Annotated in this window: 16 protein-coding genes and 2 pseudogenes; 9 read left to right on the top strand and 9 right to left on the bottom strand. The window is 68.2% G+C overall.

Annotation, left to right across the window (positions count from 1 at the left end):
- From A9X04_RS10240 to A9X04_RS10230, 3 genes are all read right to left on the bottom strand, one after another.
- A partial coding sequence (locus A9X04_RS10240; protein WP_197509119.1) for a chloride channel protein occupies nt 1-481 on the bottom strand: 481 nt, incomplete at its 3' end.
- A 16-nt stretch (nt 482-497) separates the two neighbouring features.
- A complete protein-coding gene (locus A9X04_RS10235) occupies nt 498-1,151 on the bottom strand; it encodes a TetR/AcrR family transcriptional regulator (protein WP_067919943.1) in 654 nt (217 codons plus the stop codon).
- Nucleotides 1,152-1,241: 90 nt separating this feature from the next.
- Complete coding sequence (locus tag A9X04_RS10230) at nt 1,242-2,381, bottom strand: glycoside hydrolase family 3 N-terminal domain-containing protein (protein ID WP_067919941.1); 1,140 nt, start codon at nt 2,379-2,381, stop codon at nt 1,242-1,244.
- Between the two features lie 136 nt (nt 2,382-2,517).
- On the opposite strand from A9X04_RS10230, the gene A9X04_RS10225 reads away from it, so the two are divergent.
- From A9X04_RS10225 to A9X04_RS10205, 4 genes are all read left to right on the top strand, one after another.
- Entirely contained in the window at nt 2,518-2,718 is a 201-nt protein-coding gene (locus tag A9X04_RS10225) for a DUF2613 domain-containing protein (RefSeq protein ID WP_067919947.1), read from the top strand.
- Nucleotides 2,719-2,801: 83 nt separating this feature from the next.
- Nucleotides 2,802-2,975 carry a DUF2613 domain-containing protein gene (locus A9X04_RS10220; RefSeq protein WP_065443914.1) on the top strand — a complete coding sequence of 58 codons (174 nt, stop codon included), beginning with the start codon at nt 2,802-2,804 and terminating at the stop codon, nt 2,973-2,975.
- 370 nt (nt 2,976-3,345) lie between these two features.
- Nucleotides 3,346-7,536: an alpha-(1->3)-arabinofuranosyltransferase gene (locus tag A9X04_RS10210; RefSeq protein ID WP_156764305.1), complete on the top strand. Its 4,191-nt coding sequence runs from the start codon at nt 3,346-3,348 to the stop codon at nt 7,534-7,536.
- An 88-nt stretch (nt 7,537-7,624) separates the two neighbouring features.
- Complete coding sequence (locus A9X04_RS10205) at nt 7,625-9,067, top strand: lipase maturation factor family protein (protein WP_067919938.1); 1,443 nt, start codon at nt 7,625-7,627, stop codon at nt 9,065-9,067.
- 1 nt (nt 9,068) lies between these two features.
- Here A9X04_RS10205 and A9X04_RS10200 read toward each other — a convergent pair.
- Nucleotides 9,069-9,365, bottom strand: a pseudogene (locus A9X04_RS10200) (HNH endonuclease signature motif containing protein); the annotation flags it as partial.
- A 145-nt stretch (nt 9,366-9,510) separates the two neighbouring features.
- On the opposite strand from A9X04_RS10200, the gene A9X04_RS10195 reads away from it, so the two are divergent.
- The 3 genes and pseudogenes from A9X04_RS10195 to A9X04_RS10185 all read left to right on the top strand — a co-directional run bounded on the left by A9X04_RS10195 (nt 9,511) and on the right by A9X04_RS10185 (nt 12,769).
- Nucleotides 9,511-9,861, top strand: coding sequence for a hypothetical protein (locus A9X04_RS10195; RefSeq protein ID WP_067919934.1), 351 nt, complete (start codon nt 9,511-9,513; stop codon nt 9,859-9,861).
- A gap of 973 nt (nt 9,862-10,834) precedes the next feature.
- Nucleotides 10,835-11,318 (top strand): annotated as a pseudogene (locus A9X04_RS32260) (uracil-DNA glycosylase family protein).
- A gap of 263 nt (nt 11,319-11,581) precedes the next feature.
- The gene (locus tag A9X04_RS10185) at nt 11,582-12,769 is read left to right on the top strand and encodes a hypothetical protein (RefSeq protein WP_156764304.1); all 1,188 of its coding nucleotides are present in this window, start codon (nt 11,582-11,584) and stop codon (nt 12,767-12,769) included.
- 140 nt (nt 12,770-12,909) lie between these two features.
- Here A9X04_RS10185 and A9X04_RS29625 read toward each other — a convergent pair whose 3' ends face one another.
- Nucleotides 12,910-13,374 (bottom strand): phage major capsid protein, encoded by a 465-nt coding sequence (locus tag A9X04_RS29625; RefSeq protein WP_255396485.1) that lies wholly within the window; start codon nt 13,372-13,374, stop codon nt 12,910-12,912.
- An 81-nt stretch (nt 13,375-13,455) separates the two neighbouring features.
- Here A9X04_RS29625 and A9X04_RS10175 point away from each other — a divergent pair, with 81 nt between their 5' ends.
- A complete protein-coding gene (locus A9X04_RS10175) occupies nt 13,456-13,827 on the top strand; it encodes a hypothetical protein (protein ID WP_156764303.1) in 372 nt (123 codons plus the stop codon).
- A gap of 1 nt (nt 13,828) precedes the next feature.
- On the opposite strand, the gene A9X04_RS10170 is transcribed toward A9X04_RS10175, so the two are convergent.
- Complete coding sequence (locus A9X04_RS10170) at nt 13,829-15,475, bottom strand: acetolactate synthase large subunit (protein ID WP_067919926.1); 1,647 nt, start codon at nt 15,473-15,475, stop codon at nt 13,829-13,831.
- A 79-nt stretch (nt 15,476-15,554) separates the two neighbouring features.
- Between A9X04_RS10170 and A9X04_RS10165 the strand changes: the two genes are divergently transcribed.
- On the top strand, nt 15,555-16,931 hold the full coding sequence (locus A9X04_RS10165; RefSeq protein ID WP_067919925.1) for an NADP-dependent succinic semialdehyde dehydrogenase: 1,377 nt from the start codon (nt 15,555-15,557) through the stop codon (nt 16,929-16,931).
- Between the two features lie 168 nt (nt 16,932-17,099).
- Here the strand turns inward: A9X04_RS10165 and A9X04_RS10160 are convergent, their stop codons facing one another.
- The 3 genes from A9X04_RS10160 to A9X04_RS10145 form a co-directional block, all read right to left on the bottom strand.
- Complete coding sequence (locus tag A9X04_RS10160) at nt 17,100-18,041, bottom strand: R2-like ligand-binding oxidase (protein ID WP_067919923.1); 942 nt, start codon at nt 18,039-18,041, stop codon at nt 17,100-17,102.
- Complete coding sequence (locus A9X04_RS10155; protein ID WP_067919921.1) at nt 18,038-18,730, bottom strand: TetR/AcrR family transcriptional regulator; 693 nt, start codon at nt 18,728-18,730, stop codon at nt 18,038-18,040. Before A9X04_RS10155 ends, A9X04_RS10160 begins: the two co-directional genes overlap by 4 nt.
- Nucleotides 18,731-19,098: 368 nt before the next feature.
- The coding region (locus tag A9X04_RS10145; protein WP_067919917.1) for an acyl-CoA dehydrogenase family protein at nt 19,099-20,432 on the bottom strand (1,334 nt) is incomplete at its 5' end.

The following is a 20,432-nucleotide window of genomic DNA, read 5'->3' as shown; positions in this document are numbered from 1 at the left end:
GCCCGGCACCGGCCGCGCACGCCAGCAGGATCTCGCGATCGCGCGACGTCAACCGTCCCAGCCACGCGGTGCCCCAGTCGCCCAGGGCCGCGGCGAACTGGCGGGGCGCACCCTCGCGGCCGAGGGACGCGCCGGAGCCGACCAGCAGCACCTGCAGCAGCGCGTCGATGCTCCAGGACAGCCGCGGCACCGGTTCCCGGCGGGCGATGGTTTCGGCCAGCGGCGGCACCGCTGCCCTGCGCCGCAGCGCCCACCAGCCGAGCCCGGCCAAGGCGCTGCCGATCATTGGACCCACGGCACGGCGCACCGGGCTGCTCGCGGCCACGCCGGCGAGCAGCGCGCCGAAGGTGTAGTGGTAGGTGACGTGCTGGACGAAGCGCAGCACGAACGTCGCCGCCAGCCCGGCCACCCCGGCCAGCAACCCGACGATGACTACGGCGCAGAAGAATTCGGCGTTGCGGCGGGCGGGCGGTCGAGCCACACGTCGAATGTAGGGGTTAGCGGGCGCCGGCGCTGGGGCCGCCCTTCTCCGGCCGCGCCGCCGCGGCGGCCTCCCGCTCCTCCGGCGCGCCGCGCAGGCCGTGCCAGAACAGGTTGATCATCAGCTCGGCCGCCTCGTCGGCGTCGATGTCGCCGGTGCTGAGCTGGTTGGCCGTCGCCTCGCCCGCGCCCACCAGCGCCACCGCCATCATCTCGTTTTCGCGCTCGGTCCGCGGGGTGCGGCTGCCGGCCCGCACCAGCCCGGCGACCAGTTCGATGATCTGCTCCCGACCCTCGCGCACCATGTGCGCGAACGCCTGAGAACTGGTGGCCTGGGTGTACATCACGATCCACGACGCCCGGTTGGCGTCGATGTAACGCATGAACGACACGATGGTGTTGCGCAGCAGGTCTTTCGGGCTCTGCGTGAAGTCGATGTCGGCGCGCACCGCGTCGATGAACCGGCTCATCTCGCGGTTCAGGCAGGCGCCGAACAGGTCTTCCTTGGAGCCGTAGTACAGGTAGAGCATCGGCTTGGAGATCTGCGCCTCGGCGGCGATGGCGTCCATCGAGGTCTCGTGGTAGCCGTTGACCGAGAACATCTGCACCGCGGCGTCGAGCATCTGTTGCTCGCGGACAGCACGCGGTAAGCGCTTGGTGCCACCCGCCATCGCATGCCTCTCTTAGCCCCGCTATCTGACTCCAGGGTAAGCAACGCGCGGCGGGCGCACAGGCGATCTAGTGGCCATGGCGGCGACCCGCTAGTGGCCGCAGGCGGGGCTGCGGCCTTTCATGGTCGCCACGCGCCCGAGTGCGTCGTCGACCCGCTGCGCGGGCAGTTCGCCGGCGGCCACCGCCTTCTGCAGCCGGTCCAGGACTGCGGGCACCTCGTCGGTGGTGACCCAGAGCGCGACGTCGGTCCCGGCCTGCAGGGTGCGCAGCACCGCCTCGGCGACGCCGTACCGGTCGGAGATGGCGCCCATGCTGGACAGGTCGTCGGTGAACACCGGGCCGTTGAACGGCGGGCCGCCATAGCCGACGCCGTCCCGCAGCAGCCGCACCGCCGCGGGGCTCAGGCTGGCCGGGTCGTCGCCGGTCAGCCCGGGGACCTGCAGGTGGCCCAGCATCACCGCCACCGGGGCCGCGGTCACCAGCGTGCGGTAGGGCACCAGGTCGACGTTCTGCAGGTCGGCCAGGGGCGGGGTCACCACGCCGCCGGTGTGCGAGTCGCCCGAGCCGTGCCCGTGGCCGGGGAAGTGCTTGAGCACCGGCAGCAGTCCGGCATCCCGCAGGCCCTGCGCGTACGCGCCGGCGTAGGCGGTGACCGTGTTGGGGTCGCCGCCGAACGAGCGGTCCCCGATCACGCCGTCGGTGGCGTCGGTGACGTCAACGACGGGCGCGAAGTCGATGGTGATGCCCAGGTCTTTCATCTTCTTGCCGCGCTCGGCGGCCAGGTCGTGGACCTGGGCGACGGTCTGGGTCTGGGCCAGCTGCCGGGGTGATGGCGCCTCCCCGATGAGCGACCGCAACCGCGACACCCGGCCGCCCTCCTCGTCGACGCTGACCGCCAGCGGGAGCGGCCCGGCCTTCGCCACGATGTCGGCCAGCGGGCCCTTCAAGATCGACAGGTCGGTCCAGCTGCCGATGAAGATGCCCCCGACGTGGTAGCCGTTGACCACCGACCGGGCGTCATCGGCGTTCTTGACGCCGACCATCAACAGCTGGGCCAGCTTGTCGCGGACCGGCAGCGTGGTGAGGTCACCGCATGCCGGCGGCGCGGGCGCGGCCGACGGCTTGCTGACCGAAGCCGACGGGCCGGGAGGCCGCGCGGCGTGGTGAGCGCAGCCCGCCACCAACGCCGACACGGACGCGAGCACGGCCAGGGTGCGCGAAAATGACATCGGGCCATGTTTTCATGGCGCTATCCGGGCCTCCGGATCTGGGGAGCGACGGGGTTTGCGTCGGGGGTTTTCTTCTTCGGGTGCGGGGGCACTCCTGGGCTGGTGCCAGCGGGGCTAGGGGGCCAAGATGCCAGCGTTGACCGGTTTCACCCTGGCCGCCGCGGCCAGCATCGCGGTCGGTCTGTCGGTCGGCGTCGCGACCACCGTCGGCGTCACGCTGGCCGTCGCCGACCACGGCGCGGCGCCGGTGCGGGGCCGACCCGCGCTGCTGATCCCGCTCGGTCCCCATCAGGTGCAATACGGCGACCGGTGCTTTCACGGGCACTGCCTGCCCTGACCAGGGCACCGGGGCGCAAACCGCGCTTCTGCTAGGTTGTCGCTAGGCCGTCGCCACGTTTTCCGATGCTGTAAGGAGCCTTGATGAACCGGATCATTGCGCCCGCCGCCGCGAGCGTGGTGGTTGGTCTCTTGCTCGGCGCGGCAGCGATTTTCGGGATCACCTTGATGGTGCAGCAGGACACGAAACCGCCACTCCCCGGGGGCGATCCGCAGTCGTCAGTGCTCAACCGGGTCGAGTACGGCAACCGTAGCTAGCGGCGATCGCAAGCGCGGCGAAGCCGGGCGTAGCGGGTCGCCGCCATCGGAATCCGGCGATCGCAAGCGCGGCGAAGCCGGGCGTAGCGGGTCGCCGCCATCGGAATCCGGCGATCGCAAGCGCGGCGAAGCCGGGCGTAGCGGGTCGCCGCCATCGGAATCCGGCGATCGCAAGCGCGGCGAAGCCGGGCGTAGCGGGTCGCCGCCATCGGAATCCGGCGATCGCAAGCGCGGCGAAGCCGGGCGTAGCGGGTCGCCGCCATCGGAATCCGGCGATCGCAAGCGCGGCGAAGCCGGGCGTAGCGGGTCGCCGCCATCGGAATCAGCGGCGAGTACGTGGGCCGGCGCGCCGGCCCCGCGCTCGTCGGCCGTGCCCCTTCCGCGCCGGTGGCTGTGGTTGGCCGGGGCGATCGCCCTGCTGCTGAGCTTCGCCCAGTCGCCGGGACGGGTCTCCCCCGACACCAAACTGGATCTCACCGCCAACCCGCTGCGCTTCCTGGCCCGGGCCACCAACCTGTGGAACAGCGAGCTGCCGTTCGGGCAGGCGCAGAACCAGGCCTACGGCTACCTGTTCCCGCACGGCACCTTCTTTGCGATCGGCCACCTGCTTTCGGTGCCGGGGTGGGTCACTCAACGGCTGTGGTGGGCGCTGCTGCTCACCGTCGGCTTCTGGGGGCTGTTGCGGGTGGCCGAGGCGCTCGGCATCGGCAGCCCGGCGTCGCGGGTCATCGGCGCCGCGGCGTTCGCGCTGTCGCCGCGGGTGCTGACCACCCTGGGGTCCATCTCGTCGGAGACCCTGCCGATGATGCTGGCGCCGTGGGTGTTGCTGCCCACGATCCTGGCCCTGCGGGCGTCGGGCAACCGGTCGGTGCGAGCGCTCGCCGCGCAGGCCGGTCTGGCCGTCGCGCTGATGGGCGCGGTCAACGCCATCGCCACGCTGGCCGGCTGCCTGCCGGCGGTGATCTGGTGGGCCTGCCACCGGCCCAACCGGTTGTGGTGGCGCTATACCGGGTGGTGGCTGCTTTCGCTGTTCCTGGCGCTGGCGTGGTGGGTGGTGGCGCTGGTGATGCTGCGGGCCATCAGCCCGCCCTTCCTGGACTTCATCGAATCCTCCGGTGTGACGACGCAATGGTCGTCGCTCACCGAGATACTGCGCGGCACCGACAGCTGGACCCCGTACGTGGCGCCGACCGCCACGGCGGGCGCGCCGCTGGTGACCGGCTCCGCGGCCGTCCTGGCCACCTGCCTGGTCGCGGCGGCCGGGCTGGCGGGCCTGGCCAGTCCGGCGATGCCGGCCCGCGGGCGGTTGGTGACGATGCTGCTGGCCGGCGTGGCGCTGATGGCCGCCGGTTACAGCGGTGGGCTCGGCTCGCCGGTGGCGCACGCGGTGCAGGCGTTCCTGGACGCCGGCGGGGCGCCGCTGCGCAACGTGCACAAGCTGGGGTCGGTGGTCCGGATCCCGATCGCGCTGGGCGTCGCCCAGGTGTTGGGGCGGGTCCCGCTCCCCGGCCGGGCCCCCGCCTCGGGGTGGCTGCGCGCGTTCGCCCACCCGGAGCGCGACAGGCGGGTGGCCGTCGCGATCGTCGTGCTGACGGCGCTGATGGTGAGCACGTCGCTGGCGTGGACCGGGCGGCTGACCCCGCCGGGCACCTTCAGCGCGATACCCCGCTACTGGCAGGAAACCGCCGACTGGCTCGACCGGCACAACTCGGGCACCCCGACCCCCGGTCGGGTGCTGGTGGTCCCGGGGGCGCCGTTCGCCACGCAGGTGTGGGGGACCAGCCATGACGAGCCGCTGCAGGTGCTCGGCGGCAGCCCCTGGGGCGTGCGCGACTCCATCCCCCTGACCCCGCCGCAGACCATTCGGGCACTCGATTCGGTGCAGCGCCTTTTCGCCGCCGGGCGCCCGTCGGCGGGGCTCGCGGATACGCTTGCCCGCCAAGGCGTTTCGTACCTGGTGGTGCGCAACGACTTGGACCCGGACACGTCGCGCTCCGCGCGGCCCATCCTGGTGCACCGCGCCGTCGACGGTTCCCCCGGGTTGCAGAAGGTGGCGCAGTTCGGCGAGCCGGTGGGCCCCGGCACCCTCGCGGGCTTCGTCGCCGACAGCGGCCTGCGCCCGCGCTATCCGGCCGTCGAGGTGTATCGGGTCGCCGGTGGTTCGGGAGTGCCGTACTTCGCCGACGTCGACCAGCTGCCGCGGGTGGACGGCGGACCGGAGGTGCTGCTGCGCCTCGACGAGCGCCGCCGGCTGCAGGGCCGGCCGCCGCTGGGTCCGGTGCTGATGACCGCCGACGCGCGGGGCGTCGGGCTGCCGGTGCCGACGGTGACCGTCACCGACACCCCGGTGGCCCGCGAGACGGACTACGGCCGGGTGGACCAGCATTCGTCGGCGATCCGGGCCGACGGCGACGCGCGGCACACCTACAACCGGGTACCCGACTATCCCGTCCCCGGCGCCGACCCGGTCGTCGGCGCCTGGACCGGCGGCCGGGTCACCGTGTCGAGCTCGTCGTCGGACTCCACCGCGATGCCCGACGTCGCGCCGGCGACCTCCCCCGTCGCCGCGGTCGACGGCGACCCGGCGACCGCCTGGGTGTCCAACTCCCTGCAGGCCGCCGTCGGCCAGTGGCTGCAGGTCGATTTCGACCACCCGGTGACCAACGCGGCGATCACGCTGACCCCCAGCGCGACCGCCGTGGGCGCGCAGGTGCGCCGCATCCTGCTCGAAACGGCGACCGGCAGCACCACCCTGCGCTTCGACGAGCCGGGCAAGCCGCTCGCCGCGGCCCTGCCCTACGGCGAGACGCCGTGGGTGCGGATCACCGCCGCGGGCACCGACGACGGCTCTCCCGGCGTGCAATTCGGCGTCACCGACCTGTCGATCACCCAGTACGACGCGTCCGGATTCGCCCACCCGGTCGACCTGCGGCACACCGTGCGGGTCCCCGGGCCGCCGCCCGGTTCGGCCGTCGCGGGCTGGGACCTGGGTTCGGAATTGCTCGGCAGGCCGGGCTGCGCGCCGACGCCCGACGGGGTGCGCTGCGCGCCGTCGATGGCCCTGGCGCCCGAAGAGCCGGTGAATCTCAGCCGGACGCTGACCGTCCCGGCGCCGGTCTCTGTGAACCCGCTGGTGTGGGTGCGGCCCCGGCAGGGGCCCAAGCTGGCCGACCTGATCGCCGAGCCGGGCACCACCCGGGCGCGGGGCGACTCCGACCTGGTGGACGTCCTCGGCTCGGCGTACGCGGCGACCGACGGCGACCCGGCCACCGCGTGGACGGCGCCGCAGCGGGTGGTGCAACACAAGACCGCCCCCACGCTGACGCTGACCCTGCCGCGGCCCACCGAGGTCACCGCGCTGCGGCTGGTGCCCAGCCGGTCGGCGGTGCCCGCCCACCCCAGGGTGGTGGCCGTCAACCTGGGCGACGGCCCGCAGGTCCACGCGTTGAAACCCGGTGAACCGCAGACGATCCCGCTCAACCCCCGGGTTACCGACAGCGTCGCCGTGAGCCTGCTGGACTGGGACGACGTGATCGACCGCAACGCGTTGGGGTTCGACCAGCTCAAGCCGCCGGGGGTGGCCGAGCTGACGGCGCTCGGCGCCGACGGCAACCCGATCGCGCCCGCCGACGCGGCCCGCGACCGCGAGCGCGAGATCGCCGTCGACTGCGACCACGGTCCGGTGATCGCGGTCGCGGGCCGGTTCGTGCACACGTCGATCCGCACCACCGTCGGCGCGCTGCTCGACGACGAGCCCATTGCGGCGCGGGCCTGCGACCGCGATCCCATCGCGCTGCCGGCGGGCCAGCAGGAACTGTTGGTCAGCCCGGGCGCCCAGTTCGTCGTCGACGGCGTCGACCTGTCACCGTCAGCGGCCGCCGCCGCCACGCCCAGCCCCGTCGGGGTCCCGGTGTGGCGGACCTGGGGCCCGGACCGTCGCGAGGTGCAGGCTCCGCCATCGGCTACGTCACGAGTACTGGTCATCCCGGAAAGCATCAACCCCGGTTGGGTGGCGCGCACCGCCTCCGGCGCCCGGCTGACCCCGGTGGCCGTCAACGGGTGGCAGCAGGGCTGGGTGGTGCCCCCGGGCGACCCCGGCACCATCACGCTGACCTTCCCGTCCAACACGCCGTACCGAGTGGGGCTGGCGGTGGGGCTGGCCTTGCTGCCGCTGCTGGCCATGCTCGCGCTATGGCGCACCCGGCGCCCTCGGGTCGACGACGCGCCCGCCCGGCCATGGACGCCCGGGCCGTGGGCGGCGGTTGCCGTGGTGGCCTGCGGGGCGGTGATCGCCGGCGCGGCCGGGGCCGCCGTGGTCGGGGCCGCCCTGGGCCTGCGGTATGCGCTGCGGGGTCGGCGCCTGGACCGCGCGACGATGGTGGTGAGCGCCGGCGGGCTGATCCTGGCCGGGGCGGTGCTGTCCCGCAATCCCTGGCGATCGGTCGACGGCTACGCGGGCCACTCCGCGAATGTCCAGCTGCTGGCGCTGATTTCGCTGGCGGCGCTCGTGACTTGCGCGGTGGTTCTGCCCGAACGGGTGCGCCCGGGCCGCGACGAATAGCCGGTTAGAGGTATTGGCTGCCGGTTTACCGCCTGCTTGACTGGATATGCGGGTCTGTGTGACCGCGACCGTCCGAGGAGATACGGCCATGCGCTGGTTTTCCGCACCCGAATATTGGCTCGGCAGACTGGTGCTCGAGCGCGGCGTTGCCGTGGTCTATCTGCTGGCGTTCGTCGCGGCCGCGGCCCAGTTCCGCGCGTTGATCGGGGAGCACGGGATACAGCCGATCCCGCGGTTCCTTGCCCGGCAGTCGTTTCGGCGGGCACCGAGCCTGTTTCATCTGCGCTACTCCGATCGCCTGTTCTCGGTGGTTTCCTGGTTCGGCGCCGCGGTGGCGGCGGCGATCGTCGCCGGCGCGGCCGATGCGGTGCCGGTCTGGGCGGCCATGCTCATGTGGCTGACGCTGTGGGTGCTCTACCTGTCGATCGTCAACGTCGGGCAGACCTGGTATTCGTTCGGCTGGGAGTCGCTGCTGCTGGAAACCGGATTCCTGATGATCTTCCTCGGCAACAATCACGTGGCTCCGCCGCTGCTGACGCTGTGGATGGCCCGGTTGCTGCTGTTCCGGGTGGAGTTCGGGGCCGGGCTGATCAAGCTGCGCGGCGACCCGTGCTGGCGCGACCTGACGTGCCTGTACTACCACCACGAGACGCAGCCCATGCCGGGGCCATTGAGCTGGTTCTTCCACCACCTGCCCAAGCCGCTGCACCGAATCGAGGTGGCGGGCAACCATTTCTCGCAGCTGGTGGTGCCGTTCGGGTTGTTCGCGCCGCAACCGGTGGCCAGCATCGCAGCGGCCGTCATCGTTGTCACCCAGCTGTGGCTGGTGGCGTCGGGCAACTTCGCCTGGCTCAATTGGGTGACGATCCTGTTGGCGTGCAGCGCGATCGACGACTCGTGGTTCGGTTTGGTTAGCCTGCCCCATCGTCCGGCGTTTTCGGCGACGCCGCTGTGGTTCGTCGTGTTGGTCGTCGCGTTCGCCGCAGCGGTGCTGTTCATGAGCTACTGGCCGGTGCGCAACATGCTGTCCCCCCGCCAACGAATGAACATGTCGTTCAACTCTTTTCATCTGGTCAACACCTACGGCGCGTTCGGCAGCATCGGGCGCGTCCGCCGCGAGGTGGTGATCGAAGGCACCGAGGAAGTACACCTGACCACCCAGACCGTTTGGAAGGAATACGAATTCAAGGGCAAGCCCGGCGCCGTGCGCCGGCTTCCGCGGCAGTGGGCGCCCTATCACCTGCGGCTGGACTGGCTGATGTGGTTCGCCGCCATCTCGCCCGGCTACGCGCAGCCGTGGCTCACACCGTTCCTGCAGCGCCTCCTGCGCAACGACCGGCCCACCCTGCGATTGTTGCGGCACAATCCGTTTCCGGATTCGCCGCCGCGGTACGTACGCGCGCAACTCTACGAGTATCGCTTCACCACGCCCGCGGAGCTGCGCCGGGAGCGGGCCTGGTGGCATCGGACACTGATCGGCGGCTACGTCCGGCCGATGGCGCTACCGGCGGCAACGACCCAGCACGGCTGAGTTATGCCGCGTCGTCGTCATCGTCGTCGTGGTGAAGCAGTTTTTCGGGGTGGTGGAAGGTGTTTTTGCGCGGCCGCCCCCCGTCCAGCCGCGGGAGTGGGATCCATTCGGTGTCACCCTTGGTGTTTGTGCGGGTGGTCCAGCCGTCGGGTTTGAGCAGGCGGTGATGGGGTCCGCAGGCGAAGGTGAGGTTGTCGATATCGGTGCGGCGGCACTGGGTCCAGTCGGTGACGTGGTGGACCTCGGACAGGTAGCCGGGGACGGTGCAGCCCGGGGCGGTGCAGCCGCGGTCCTTGGAATGAAACAGCAGGTTGTGCACATACCGCTGAGCTGCGAGAATGCGACGACCCGAAGCGGCTTCGGGTTGATCGCCGCACTTCAAAGGGAACGCGCAGCCCCCAATCCCAGGTGTCGGCCCGCAATCAGCGACTACCGTCAGAACGGTGGACGACTTCGACACCGTAGCCCCCGAGGCGCTCGCCGAGGGCGACCTCATCGAGCTACCCGAGCTAGAGCTCGGAACCATCTGGCGCCTAGGAGAACGCGCCGGTTACACACTGGGCCCGAAGGGCGAGTACTTCATCTTCGACGCCACGGACGTGAAAGACCCACAGCGCACACGCCAGCTGGACTTCCGCACCGGGGATCAAGTGCGCCGCTTCCCGTCTATCCCCGACTGGCTCTACGTCGCGTCGAATCGCCTTGCACCGCAAGGCAATACCCCCAGACAGTATCCGCCAAAACGAGAACACGTTGCGGAACGCTCATTAGGTCAAGAATCAAAAGCCCCCTGAGCTGGCACTACCCAACCCACCCGACCGACACCCCCGGGTGAATCACCGCAGGTAGGGGGGCCTATTTGCATCGTGGCATGTGCTCAGGGACGCGACCGCGCGCCCAACTTCATTTTTCGCTGCTCAGATTAAACCGCCGCAAAATATCGGATGCGGTTCTATTTCCCTTATCGATCCGCAGATGCGGGACAATCGGCTTAGGAGGCAGGCTCCCAGCGCCAGCCGTCGTTGTTGCGGCAAACGATCGGCGCGCCGTCACCGGCGATCCCTGACGATCCGTGGTCGCGGCTGCGACAGAATTCGCCGGGCTCGTAGCAGTTACCCCCGTTAGTGAGCGGGGTGCAGCCGGATGCCGTCGAGGGCGCTGCAGGCGGGGTTGTCGAGAGCGGTGATGCCGGAGCCGGGATGAGTAGTGTGGCTGTAATCGCCAGGGTGCCGAGTAGGGCGTTCATGCGCGTGATTGTTACGCGGCTTCCGGTGGCGTTTTGGGGTTTTGGTAAAACCCACCACGGCACTGGCCACCCGACTTGGCGGGCGTGGCCAGTGCTGGTCGCTGGCCCGGCTGGTCATCGTCGGTCCGTCGTGATCTCTGGTGACGTTCGGCAGACGGCGAGTGTCGAAGGTCCCTAACGCGGACGATCCGACACCGATACATTGGCCGGAAGGTACGGCGACGCATAGAGGAGTTGGGTCATGTCGCGTATCACGAAAAGCGTTGTTGCCGTGATGATCGCCTGCGGCACACCCGTCATGGCGGGGTGCATAACGCTACTACCACCAGGATCAATCAACCTGTGTCCTCCACCACCAAACCCCTGCTTCGTAGGCTGACATACTCTGTGATGGCTTTCGGGGGTTTTAGTTCGTGAGCACCGTGCGTGACCGGTTAGTCGCAGAGATTAAGGCGTGCCGTGACTGCCGCGATCTCGCCAAACCGCCCGCCGCAGGGTTTGGGTCAGAAACTTCACCGGTAATGATCGTGGGCCAATCCCTTTGCGGCCCTTACGTTAAGACGGGTGAACCCTTCACCCGTGGTTGCGAAAGACTGATCTTGGACGCTCTCGACGAAGTGGGGAAGGCCAAAACGGACCTGTTCATCACAAACGTCGTGCACTGCCCCGCCCCGCAACCGTAGATCGACGCAAGACGAAATCGGCAGGTGTGCCAGGTTTTTACGTCGCGAGCTGGCGATGGTTCGCCCGCGCCTGATAATCGCGCTCGGCGACGACGCCCGCTGGGCGATCCGCCGCGAGTGCCCAACCGCGCCGGTGGCCGGGTGGTGGCCATTTCCGGCGCCCGCCGAGCTGCCCGCCGAGCCGCCCGCCGATGGCCCGGCGATCTTGTCGATGTATCACCCGTCGCATGTGCTGCGGCCATGGACGGCACCGCAACCGGTGCAGTGGGTGGCCGATCTTGTCGACGCGCTGCGCTGGGGTTTCGGGCTGGGGACTGATTAGTCGTTGCTCGACGACCAGCTCGCGCGCCAACGCCGCCGTCGTCCTGAATTGGTGGGTGTGACCCCGTTTGTCGTTGAGGAGATTGACGAGAAGTAGGACGTTTTTGCGTCGTGCGCCGTACTCAGGACCGTCAAAATTTGACTGCCCAGTGACGGGGCCGTGCGGCCTGATGGAGAGGGTCAGGCCAGCGCCGCCGCCACCGTGGGCGGACATCTGATTGGCCATCACACGGGTGTCCGCCGGTTCCGATAGGATTCAGTAGCGTGACAAACGCTTGTCCCGACCCGCTCTTTGATGATTTCGAGAGGGTGGACGACAGTCCCGCCCTTTACTCCGAAAGTACGTACTCCTTCCTCAATCGTGCAGCGGGAGAGAAGTTCTCGCGAATCCGGTCGCTGCTGGAAGACTGGTTCACCCATTACCCCGACGAGCACAAGGAGCAGCTTCGCAATTCGCTCACCGTGAGCGACCAAGGCCTGCATCTCGGAGCGTGGTGGGAACTCTATACCTATTCCCTGTACCGGTGCCTGGGCTACTCGATCGAGATTCACCCAAGCCTCGATGGCGTCGAGACGAGGCCGGATTTCCTCGTCACCCGAGAAAGCCAGTCGATGTATGTGGAGTGCACCGTCGTATCCGCGACCGATGGTCCGGTAACGACGAACCCTGGGATCGAGGCGGCAATCTACGACGCGATCAACGAGATATCCAATCCCAACTTCCTGATCGGGCTCGAATTCAAGCAGGAGGGCAAACAACAGCCACGACGAAGGCAGATCAAGACCGAGATCGGCAATTGGCTGGAGGGGCTCGACCCTGACGAGGTGCTGGCACAGATCGATGCCGCCAATGCCATCGGCGAGCTGGGCGAGCCACCGGAAAAAGACTTCACGTTTCACGACTGGGTTTTCACCTGCACCGCGTACCCAAGCTCTCCCGACAAGCGCCGAGAAGGACGTCGACTCCTTGGTGCACTACCCCAATCCGGCGTGTTCGTCATTCGAAACACAGAGCGTATCCACGAGGCTGTGCGCACTAAAGGCCGCCGTTACGGCGCACCCGGCTCACTCGACCGACCGCTGATCGTCGCCGTACTAAGCGTTAACAATTTCGCCGAGATAGCAGACGCTACCGATGCAATGTTCGGCTCGACCGCGATCACCTACATCGAGGGCGACCCGTCGTCTGTGAAGCGCTTCCGCCAGCGGAACGGCTATTGGCGCGGGCCTGATTCCAGTCGTGGTGCCAGGGTGTCAGCCGTCCTGTTCAGCCATGACATGCAGCCGTGGTCGGTGGCATCGCATCTTCCGATTGTGGTGATTAACCCCTGGGCAGACAATCGCATCGAGGGACATCCGCCGCTGACCACCATCACGATCACCGACCAAGGCGAGATTGTCGAGACGCTTTCACCCACCACACCGCAAGATGTATTCGGCTCGAATATCTGAGTCGACGCGGAGCCGGGGTGGCTGGCCGATGGTGGCCGGGGTCCCGCCGCCGCAAACAGCGGGAACCAACCCGGCCACCCCGACGCGCAGGGCCGGGGGAATCCTCAACAAAAAGCCCAGCCCCGCGCGCAATCCTACCGCTAGGCGATCGTCGGGATCGACAACAACCTAAACGCCTGCGGCGCAACCACATCAGAACCACAACGGAACCACAACAGGGCGCCCCGCTGCCCGGTCGGGCGCTTGCTGGCCCCGAACAGGTGCGGCACCACTTCCAACGTCGACGGGAACCGATCTACAATCACCATGCCCGCCGCGAAATCACTATACAGCAGAACGTAATTCGATTCGGTCGCAGCCGGGTTAATCGCGCCGTCCATGTTCGACAATTCGTTCATCGGGCGCCCCAACAGCATCGGCGGGGTCGCGTTCAGCTCGGGGAACATCCTTGCCCCGGCAGTCGACTCGAACTGCCTCGTATTATTGATGATTCCGAGGTTGGCGCACCATTGCGCGCGGGGCTGCCAACGCGGCGGCAACGCGTTCTGCACCTTGTAAACGTCGGCGGCAGCGAAGGAACCGGCTCGAAATCGCCATAGATGCACACTCGCGCAAGGAATTTGGAAATTCTTCGGCGGCCTGGGGAGTCAGGAGCAACAATTGTGAGGGCAAAAAGGGAACGACGCATGAGATCAGCACTCGCAATCTTGACAACGGCACTGGCGCTCACCGGCGCCCTGTGGACCGCGGACCTGATGCTCGGTGCGGGCACGGCCCACGCCGTCTGCTCCACCAACAACGGCGGCAACCAGCCGCCGGAATGTGCACCGCCCGAGGGCCCACCGGGCTGCTACACCTCCCACATCTGCAGCCAGATGTGGTGCCCGAACCTCGGCGAGCTGCGGCGGATGCCGGACTGGGACAGAAACGTCTGCCACACCTATTACTTCGCGCCCGACTCCGGCCTTCCCGCGCTGATGGTCCAGGGCCAGCCGCCGGGGTTGCGGCTTCCGCCGAACACCGGCGTCTGCCCGCCCTTAGCCTGGATGTGCCCGTGAATCACAGCGACTCGTCCAGCTCGCCGAGCCGGTCGGTCAACCGCAAGTTGTCCGAGTAGTCGACCGGGCAGGCGATCACCGAGACGCCGTCATCCTCTAAAGCGGCACGCAGCGTGGGCAGCAGCTCCTCGGCGCTGTTGATCCGATATCCCTTGGCACCAAAGCTTTCCGCGTACTTGACCACGTCGGGATTGCCGAACTTCACATAGTAGTGCGCGCCGAGCTCGAGGTCCATTTTCCACTCGATCAGCCCGTAACCGCCGTCCTCCCAGATCAGCACCACCAGCGGTATCCGCTCGCGGACGGCGGTCTCGATTTCCTGCGAGTTCATCAGGAACGCGCCGTCCCCGACGACGGCCAGCACCTTCGTGTCGGGCCGCGCCAGTTTCACACCGAGCGCACCTGGCAGCGAAAATCCCATGGTGGACAAGCCATTCGACACCAGGCAGGTGTTGCACTCGTACGTCGGATAGAGCCGCGCCATCCACATCTTGGTGGCGCCGGTGTCCACCAGGACGACGTCGCTGCGGCCCAGCGCCGCGCGGGTGTCGGCGACCACCCGCGCCGGGGCCAGCGGATAACGCGAATCCTGTTGCCCGCGGGCGAATTCCTCGGCGAGTAAGCCGTGGCCGGGGACGTCCGGGTCCGCCTCGTAGGAGTGGCCGTCCAGCGCGTCCGTCAACGCATCCAAAGAAGAGCCGATGTCGCCGATGATGCCGACGTCCACCGAATAGTGCGCGTCGACCTCGGCAGGGAAACGGTGGACGTGGATGATCTTCTTGTCGGCCTGCGGGTTGATCCGGACGGGGTCGAACTCCTGCAACTCGTAGCCGACGGCGATCACCACGTCGGCGTTGTCGAAGCCGAAGTTCACGTAGTCGTGCCGCATGAACCCCAGGGTCCCGATGCTGTTGGGATGGTCGTCGGGCATCACGCCCTTGCCGTGGAAGGTGTTGGCGACCGGAATGCCGAACTGCTCGGAGAACCGGACCAGGGCCGCGGTGGCGTTGCCGCGGGCGGCGCCGTGACCGGCCAGCACCACCGGCCGCTTGGCCTTGCGCAGGATGTCGACCGCGCGCTCCACCTGGCCGGGTGCGGGCGCATCCGGACGAACGACGTTGCGCGGCAACGGCGTCAGGTCGTAGTCGGTCTCATCGGCATCGATGTGCTCGGGCACCGCCAGGTACACCGCCGCCGGGCGTTCGGTCTCGGCGACCTTGAACGCCTTGCGGAACATCTCGGGGATGGCGCGCGCGGTGGGGACCCCGGCGGCCCATCGGGTGATGGGGGCGAACATTCGCACCAGGTCGACGTACTGGTGTGACTCCTTGAACTCCCGGTCCTGGCCGACCTGGGCGGAGATGGCGACCAGCGGGGTGCTGTTGGTGGTGGCATCGGCGACGCCGAGTTGCATGTTGATCGCACCCGGACCCAGGGTGCTCGACACCACCGCCGCCCGCCCGGTGACCCGCCCGTACATCTCGGCCATGAAGGCCGCGCCCTGCTCGTGCCGGGTCAGCACATAGCGGATGCTCGACGAGGCCAGGGCCTGCACGAAGCGGATGTTCTCCTCGCCCGGCAGGCCGAAGACCACGGAAACGCCCTCGTTTTCCAGGCACTTGACCATCAGCTCGGCGGCTTTACTCATCCGGCACCTCCCTTGAGGGAACGATAGTGGCAGGCTGGGTGTTGGACCTCTTACCAACCCCGAAGCGAAGGATGTCAGCGTGCCCATCGCGACCATCAACCCGGCCACCGGCGAGACAGTAAAGACCTTCACCCCGGCAACCGCCGAAGAAGTCGATGCGGCCATCGCCCGCGCCTACGCCCGGTTCCAGGACTACCGCCATAACACCACCTTTGCCCAGCGCGCGGAGTGGGCAAACGCCACCGCCGATCTGTTGGAGAAAGAGGCCGACGACGTCGCGGCGATGATGACGTGCGAGATGGGTAAGACGCTGAAGTCGGCCAAGGCCGAAGTACTCAAGTGCGCCAAGGGCTTTCGCTACTACGCGGAGAACGCCGAGCAGCTGCTGGCCGACGAGCCGGCCGACGCGCAAGCGGTGGGCGCCAAGCGGGCTTACACCCGCTACCAACCGCTCGGGGTGGTGCTGGCCGTGATGCCGTGGAACTTCCCGCTGTGGCAGGCCGTCCGGTTCGCCGCACCGGCGCTGATGGCCGGCAACGTCGGCATCCTCAAGCACGCCTCGAACGTGCCGCAGTCCGCGCTGTACCTCGCGGACGTGATCGCCCGCGGCGGCTTCCCGGAGGGCTGCTTCCAGACGCTGCTCGTCTCGTCGGGTGCCGTCGAGCGCATCCTGCGCGACCCCCGGGTGGCGGCCGCCACCCTGACCGGCAGCGAGCCGGCCGGGCAGTCGGTCGCCGCCATCGCCGGCGACGAGATCAAACCCACCGTGCTCGAGCTCGGCGGCAGCGACCCGTTCATCGTGATGCCGTCGGCGAACCTGGACGAGGCCGCCAAGACCGCCGTCACCGCGCGCGTCCAGAACAACGGCCAGTCCTGCATCGCCGCGAAGCGGTTCATCATTCACACGGACATCTACGACGCGTTCGTCGACAAGTTCACCGAGCGGATGGCCGGGCTCAAAGTGGGGGACCCGACCGACCCGGACACCGACGTGGGCCCGCTGGCCACCGAGTCCGGCCGCGACGACATCGCCAAGCAGGTCGACGACGCGGCCGCGGCGGGCGCCACGATCCGCCTCGGCGGCAAGCCCATCGACGGGCCGGGATGGTTCTACCCGCCGACGGTGGTCACCGACATCACCAAGGACATGGCTCTCTACACCGAAGAGGTGTTCGGCCCGGTGGCGTCGATGTACCGGGCCGCCGACATCGACGAGGCGATCGAGATCGCCAACGCCACCACGTTCGGGTTGGGATCCAACGCCTGGACCAACGACGAGGCCGAGCAGCAGCGCTTCATCGACGACATCGAGGCCGGCCAGGTGTTCATCAACGGCATGACGGTGTCGTACCCCGAGCTGGGCTTCGGCGGTGTCAAGCGGTCCGGTTACGGCCGTGAACTCGCCGGCCTCGGCATCCGCGCGTTCGTCAACGCCAAGACCGTCTGGGTCGGGTAGTGGCGATCGCAAGCGCGGCGTAGCCGGGCGCGGCGGGTCGCCATTATCGGCGCAGGTGACGCCGGGGACGCTGTCGGCGACAGCAAGGTCGAGTAGCCGGCCCGTCGAGTGTGGGGCCTATGGACGAATTCGCGGCAATTTTCGTCCCTAAGGCCCACGCTCGATGCCTCACACCGACGCGGCCGCCAGGGCCTTCTCGTCCTCGTCGGCGAAGGTGTCCTCCAAGTGCAACGGCGAGTAGTCGAGGTCGATTTCGGCGACCGGCCGCCCACGGGCACTGGAAATGGTGCCGAAACGGCGCATGCCCTTGTCGGACGCGTACTGCATGAACTCGTCCACCGACAGGCCGAAGGGCATCGGGTCGTAGAGGGCGAAGCCCTCCTCGATCAGGCGCAGCCCCAGCGGCATCAGCTCGTTCATCCGGGTTTCGAAGACGCCCCAGTTGGCGTCGTCGGCGGCGACGTGGCGACGGCACGTGAACGTGCCCCACGCCATGTGGCGCCGCTCGTCGTCGCCGATGCGCCGGACCAGCTCCTGCATGCCGGGCAGGATGCCGCGCTCCACGCAGATCTTGTGCCAGCCGAAGTATCCGGTGAGCGCCAGCATGCCCTCGACCATGTGGTTGTAGGTGACCGACGCCCGCACCTGGGCGGCCGGTGACGGGTCCACCGACAAGGCGTTGAGGCAGTCCGGCAACTCCTCGTAGAAGATCGTCCGGTAGGTGGGGATGTCGTCGAGGTAGCGGTGCAGGTCGTCGGTGACCCCGACCGCGTCGAGCCACATGCGGAACACCTGGACGTGCTTGGCCTCCTCGAAAGCGAACTGCGTCAGGTACATCTCGTCGCCGAGCCGGCCCTCCGCGCGCATCGCGGACATGAACGGCTGGATGTCCTCGGTCACTGCTTCCTCACCGGCGATGAACTCCGCGCACAACCGGATCGCGTAATCGCGTTCGTCGTCGGTCAGCCCCTCCCAGTCGGCGCGGTCGCGGGAGAAGTCGATGTCGGCCGGATCCCAGAACTTCGCGTTGCCGCCGGCGAACAGCCGCAGCGGCAGGCTGTCCCAATTGAGGCCCCCTCGAACCATCGAGCCCGAATGTGTGCGTGTCATGTGACCTCCTCGGATCGTTGTGGGGCTGAGTGGACGGGTGAGTCCGGTGACGCGGAGAAGGCGGCCGCCAGCACCGCGACGAGCCGGCGCACGGCGAGCGCCGGCTGCTCCGGCGTGGGTTCGTCGAGCCCGAGAACCGGATCCAGGCCGCGCATGTAGGGCGCCAGCGCCAGATGCGGAAAGATCAAGAGCAGCAACGACAACAGCGCGTCGGTGTCCGAATCGGCGCGCAGGTCGCCGCGCTCCTTCGCGTCACGGACGAGCGGCCGCATCACCTCCAGGTAGTGGCGGTGGATGACGTTCTGCACGCTGACGCGGGCTTCGGTGTCAACCTCGAGGGTCGCCGCGGCGTGCAGCGCGCGTTCGTGCGGGTGGTCGGCGAAGTAGGCCACCCACGCGTCGAGCCAGTCGGTGAGAAAGTCGAAGAACGGCCGGCTCGGGTCCAGCTCGCGGATGCGGTCTTCCATGTAGGCGCGCACCCGCTGGCTGCCGATGTCGGCGATGAACGCGAACAGGTCGCGCTTGTCCGCGAAGTACTGGAACAGGCTGCCCTTGGCGACGCCGGCGCGCCGCGCGATGACGTTGAGGCTGCCGCGGGAGAACCCGTGTGCCCCGAACTCCTGCTCGGCGGCGTCGATGATGGCGGCGCGGCGGGCGGGGTCGACCCGCGCCCAAGTCACCGTTGGCATTGCTGCCTCCTAACGTCGATGACCACTGGTCATTTTACGGTGAGCTGCGTCACAGTCAAGGGGCCGGGTCGGCCCGACGCAAAGCGAACAAAGAGGTTTCAAGCCACGAAAAGCCAGCCCATTCAAGCGGTCGGCCGTTGGCGTTTCGGTGGGGGATAAACCGACCGGGCAATGGTCGCCGAGATCCATCCGATCAACCAGCCGCCACCGACCAACAGGAAGGTGTGCAGGCGGTTGGGGGACACGACCGCAACAACAATCAGAATTACGGCCCACGTGAACGCGCAAGCGATGCTGTAAGCGGTATACGTCCTGCGCGACGGCATGACACAAATCTAGCTCGGCGATCGGCAAACGATGGCCGAAACTTAGGGCCGCATCTCGTATGCGCCGTTGAGCGGAAGGATGTGCTCCTTCCAGATCTGGGCGTACCGCGACGGGTCGTGGACCGGGCGGCGGATCATCCGCGTCGCGAACCGCGCCTGCTCGTCCGTCGTCGCGGGCTTGTCGCTCAGCTCCACGGCGTAGCCGTTGAAATCGCGCACCAGCACGGCGAAGATCCCGTCGATCAGCGTCTCGTCCACGTCCGACAGCGCGGCCTCCTCGAGGATGAGCTGCGCGTAGGGCACCGTCGCGAACAGCTGGCCCACGGCGAACGCGAAGTCGACGTCCTTCTGCTGCGCGGCGTCGGGGGTCGCGCTGGCCAACATGTCGGCGAGCACGTCGATCTGCTTGCGCAGCAACGCGACGTTGGGCAGGTGCGCGAACCCGTCGAACACCGCGCGCCAGTCGTGGAAGCGCACCTTGCCCAGCCCCCCGGTCGGCCCCTGCGCGAACAGGAAGCTGTCGTCCGACGCATCGTCGCGGCGGCCGATGATCGGCAGTTCGCTGTTGGGGGCGAACAGGAAGTTGGGCATGAACTTGGCGAGCAGCCCGATGTTGATGTGCACCGTGCCTTCAAGCCTTGGCAGCAGACCGATCTCGCGGGTGACCGCCTCGAAGAAGGTGTCCTTCTCGACGCCCTTCGCGGCGATGACGTCCCAGAGCGCGATGACGACCCGCTCCCCCTCGCTGGTGACCTTCCCCTTCGTGAGCGGGCTGTACAGCAGGTAACGCCGGTCGTCGGCCGACGCGCTGCGCATGTAGTCGCAGGCGCGGGTGGTCACCAGCCGCATCGCGACCAGCCGCAGGTAGGCGTCGGTGAGCAGCCGACGGACGTGGGTGAAGTCGGTGACGACGGTGCCGTAGAGGACGCGGTTGGAGGCGTGGGTGACCGCCTCGTACATGGCGTGGGTGCACATGCCGACGGCGCCCCAACCCAGGTTGTACTTGCAGACGTTGACGGTGTTGAGGGCGGCGTGGAACGCCTCGGGACCGCGGTGCAGGATGTCGGCCTCGCTGACCGGGTAGTCGCGCAGCGCGTAGTTCGCGACGTAATTCTGCGAGTTCACCACGTTCTTGATCAGGTCGTAGCGCTCGTGCTGGGAGTCGGCGGCAAAGAACACGTACTCGTCGGAACCCGCGACCTTGCCGAAGGTGGAGACCATCCGCGCCACGTTGGCGTTGCCGATGTAGTACTTCTCGCCGTTCGCGGTCCAGCCCCCGAGACCAGCCTCGCCGGACGGCGTCAGGATCATGTCGGTCTGGTAGACGTCGGCGCCGTGGGTCTGCTCCGACAGCCCGAAGGCGAACACCTCGCCGG

Origin of the sequence: Mycobacterium sp. E3247 (assembly GCF_001667785.1) — a bacterium.
Lineage (GTDB): Bacteria > Actinomycetota > Actinomycetes > Mycobacteriales > Mycobacteriaceae > Mycobacterium.
This window is presented reverse-complemented; position numbering and strand designations above follow the sequence as displayed.

Bases quoted from the DNA above. Each gene is read 5' to 3' on its own strand.
- A9X04_RS10170 (WP_067919926.1), bottom strand. From the start codon at position 15,475: ATGAGTAAAGCCGCCGAGCTGATGGTCAAGTGCCTGGAAAACGAGGGC.
- A9X04_RS10230 (WP_067919941.1), bottom strand. From the start codon at position 2,381: ATGTCATTTTCGCGCACCCTGGCCGTGCTCGCGTCCGTGTCGGCGTTG.
- A9X04_RS10205 (WP_067919938.1), top strand. From the start codon at position 7,625: ATGCGCTGGTTTTCCGCACCCGAATATTGGCTCGGCAGACTGGTGCTC.
- A9X04_RS10220 (WP_065443914.1), top strand. From the start codon at position 2,802: ATGAACCGGATCATTGCGCCCGCCGCCGCGAGCGTGGTGGTTGGTCTC.
- A9X04_RS10175 (WP_156764303.1), top strand. From the start codon at position 13,456: ATGAGATCAGCACTCGCAATCTTGACAACGGCACTGGCGCTCACCGGC.
- A9X04_RS10235 (WP_067919943.1), bottom strand. From the start codon at position 1,151: ATGGCGGGTGGCACCAAGCGCTTACCGCGTGCTGTCCGCGAGCAACAG.
- A9X04_RS10155 (WP_067919921.1), bottom strand. From the start codon at position 18,730: ATGCCAACGGTGACTTGGGCGCGGGTCGACCCCGCCCGCCGCGCCGCC.
- A9X04_RS10160 (WP_067919923.1), bottom strand. From the start codon at position 18,041: ATGACACGCACACATTCGGGCTCGATGGTTCGAGGGGGCCTCAATTGG.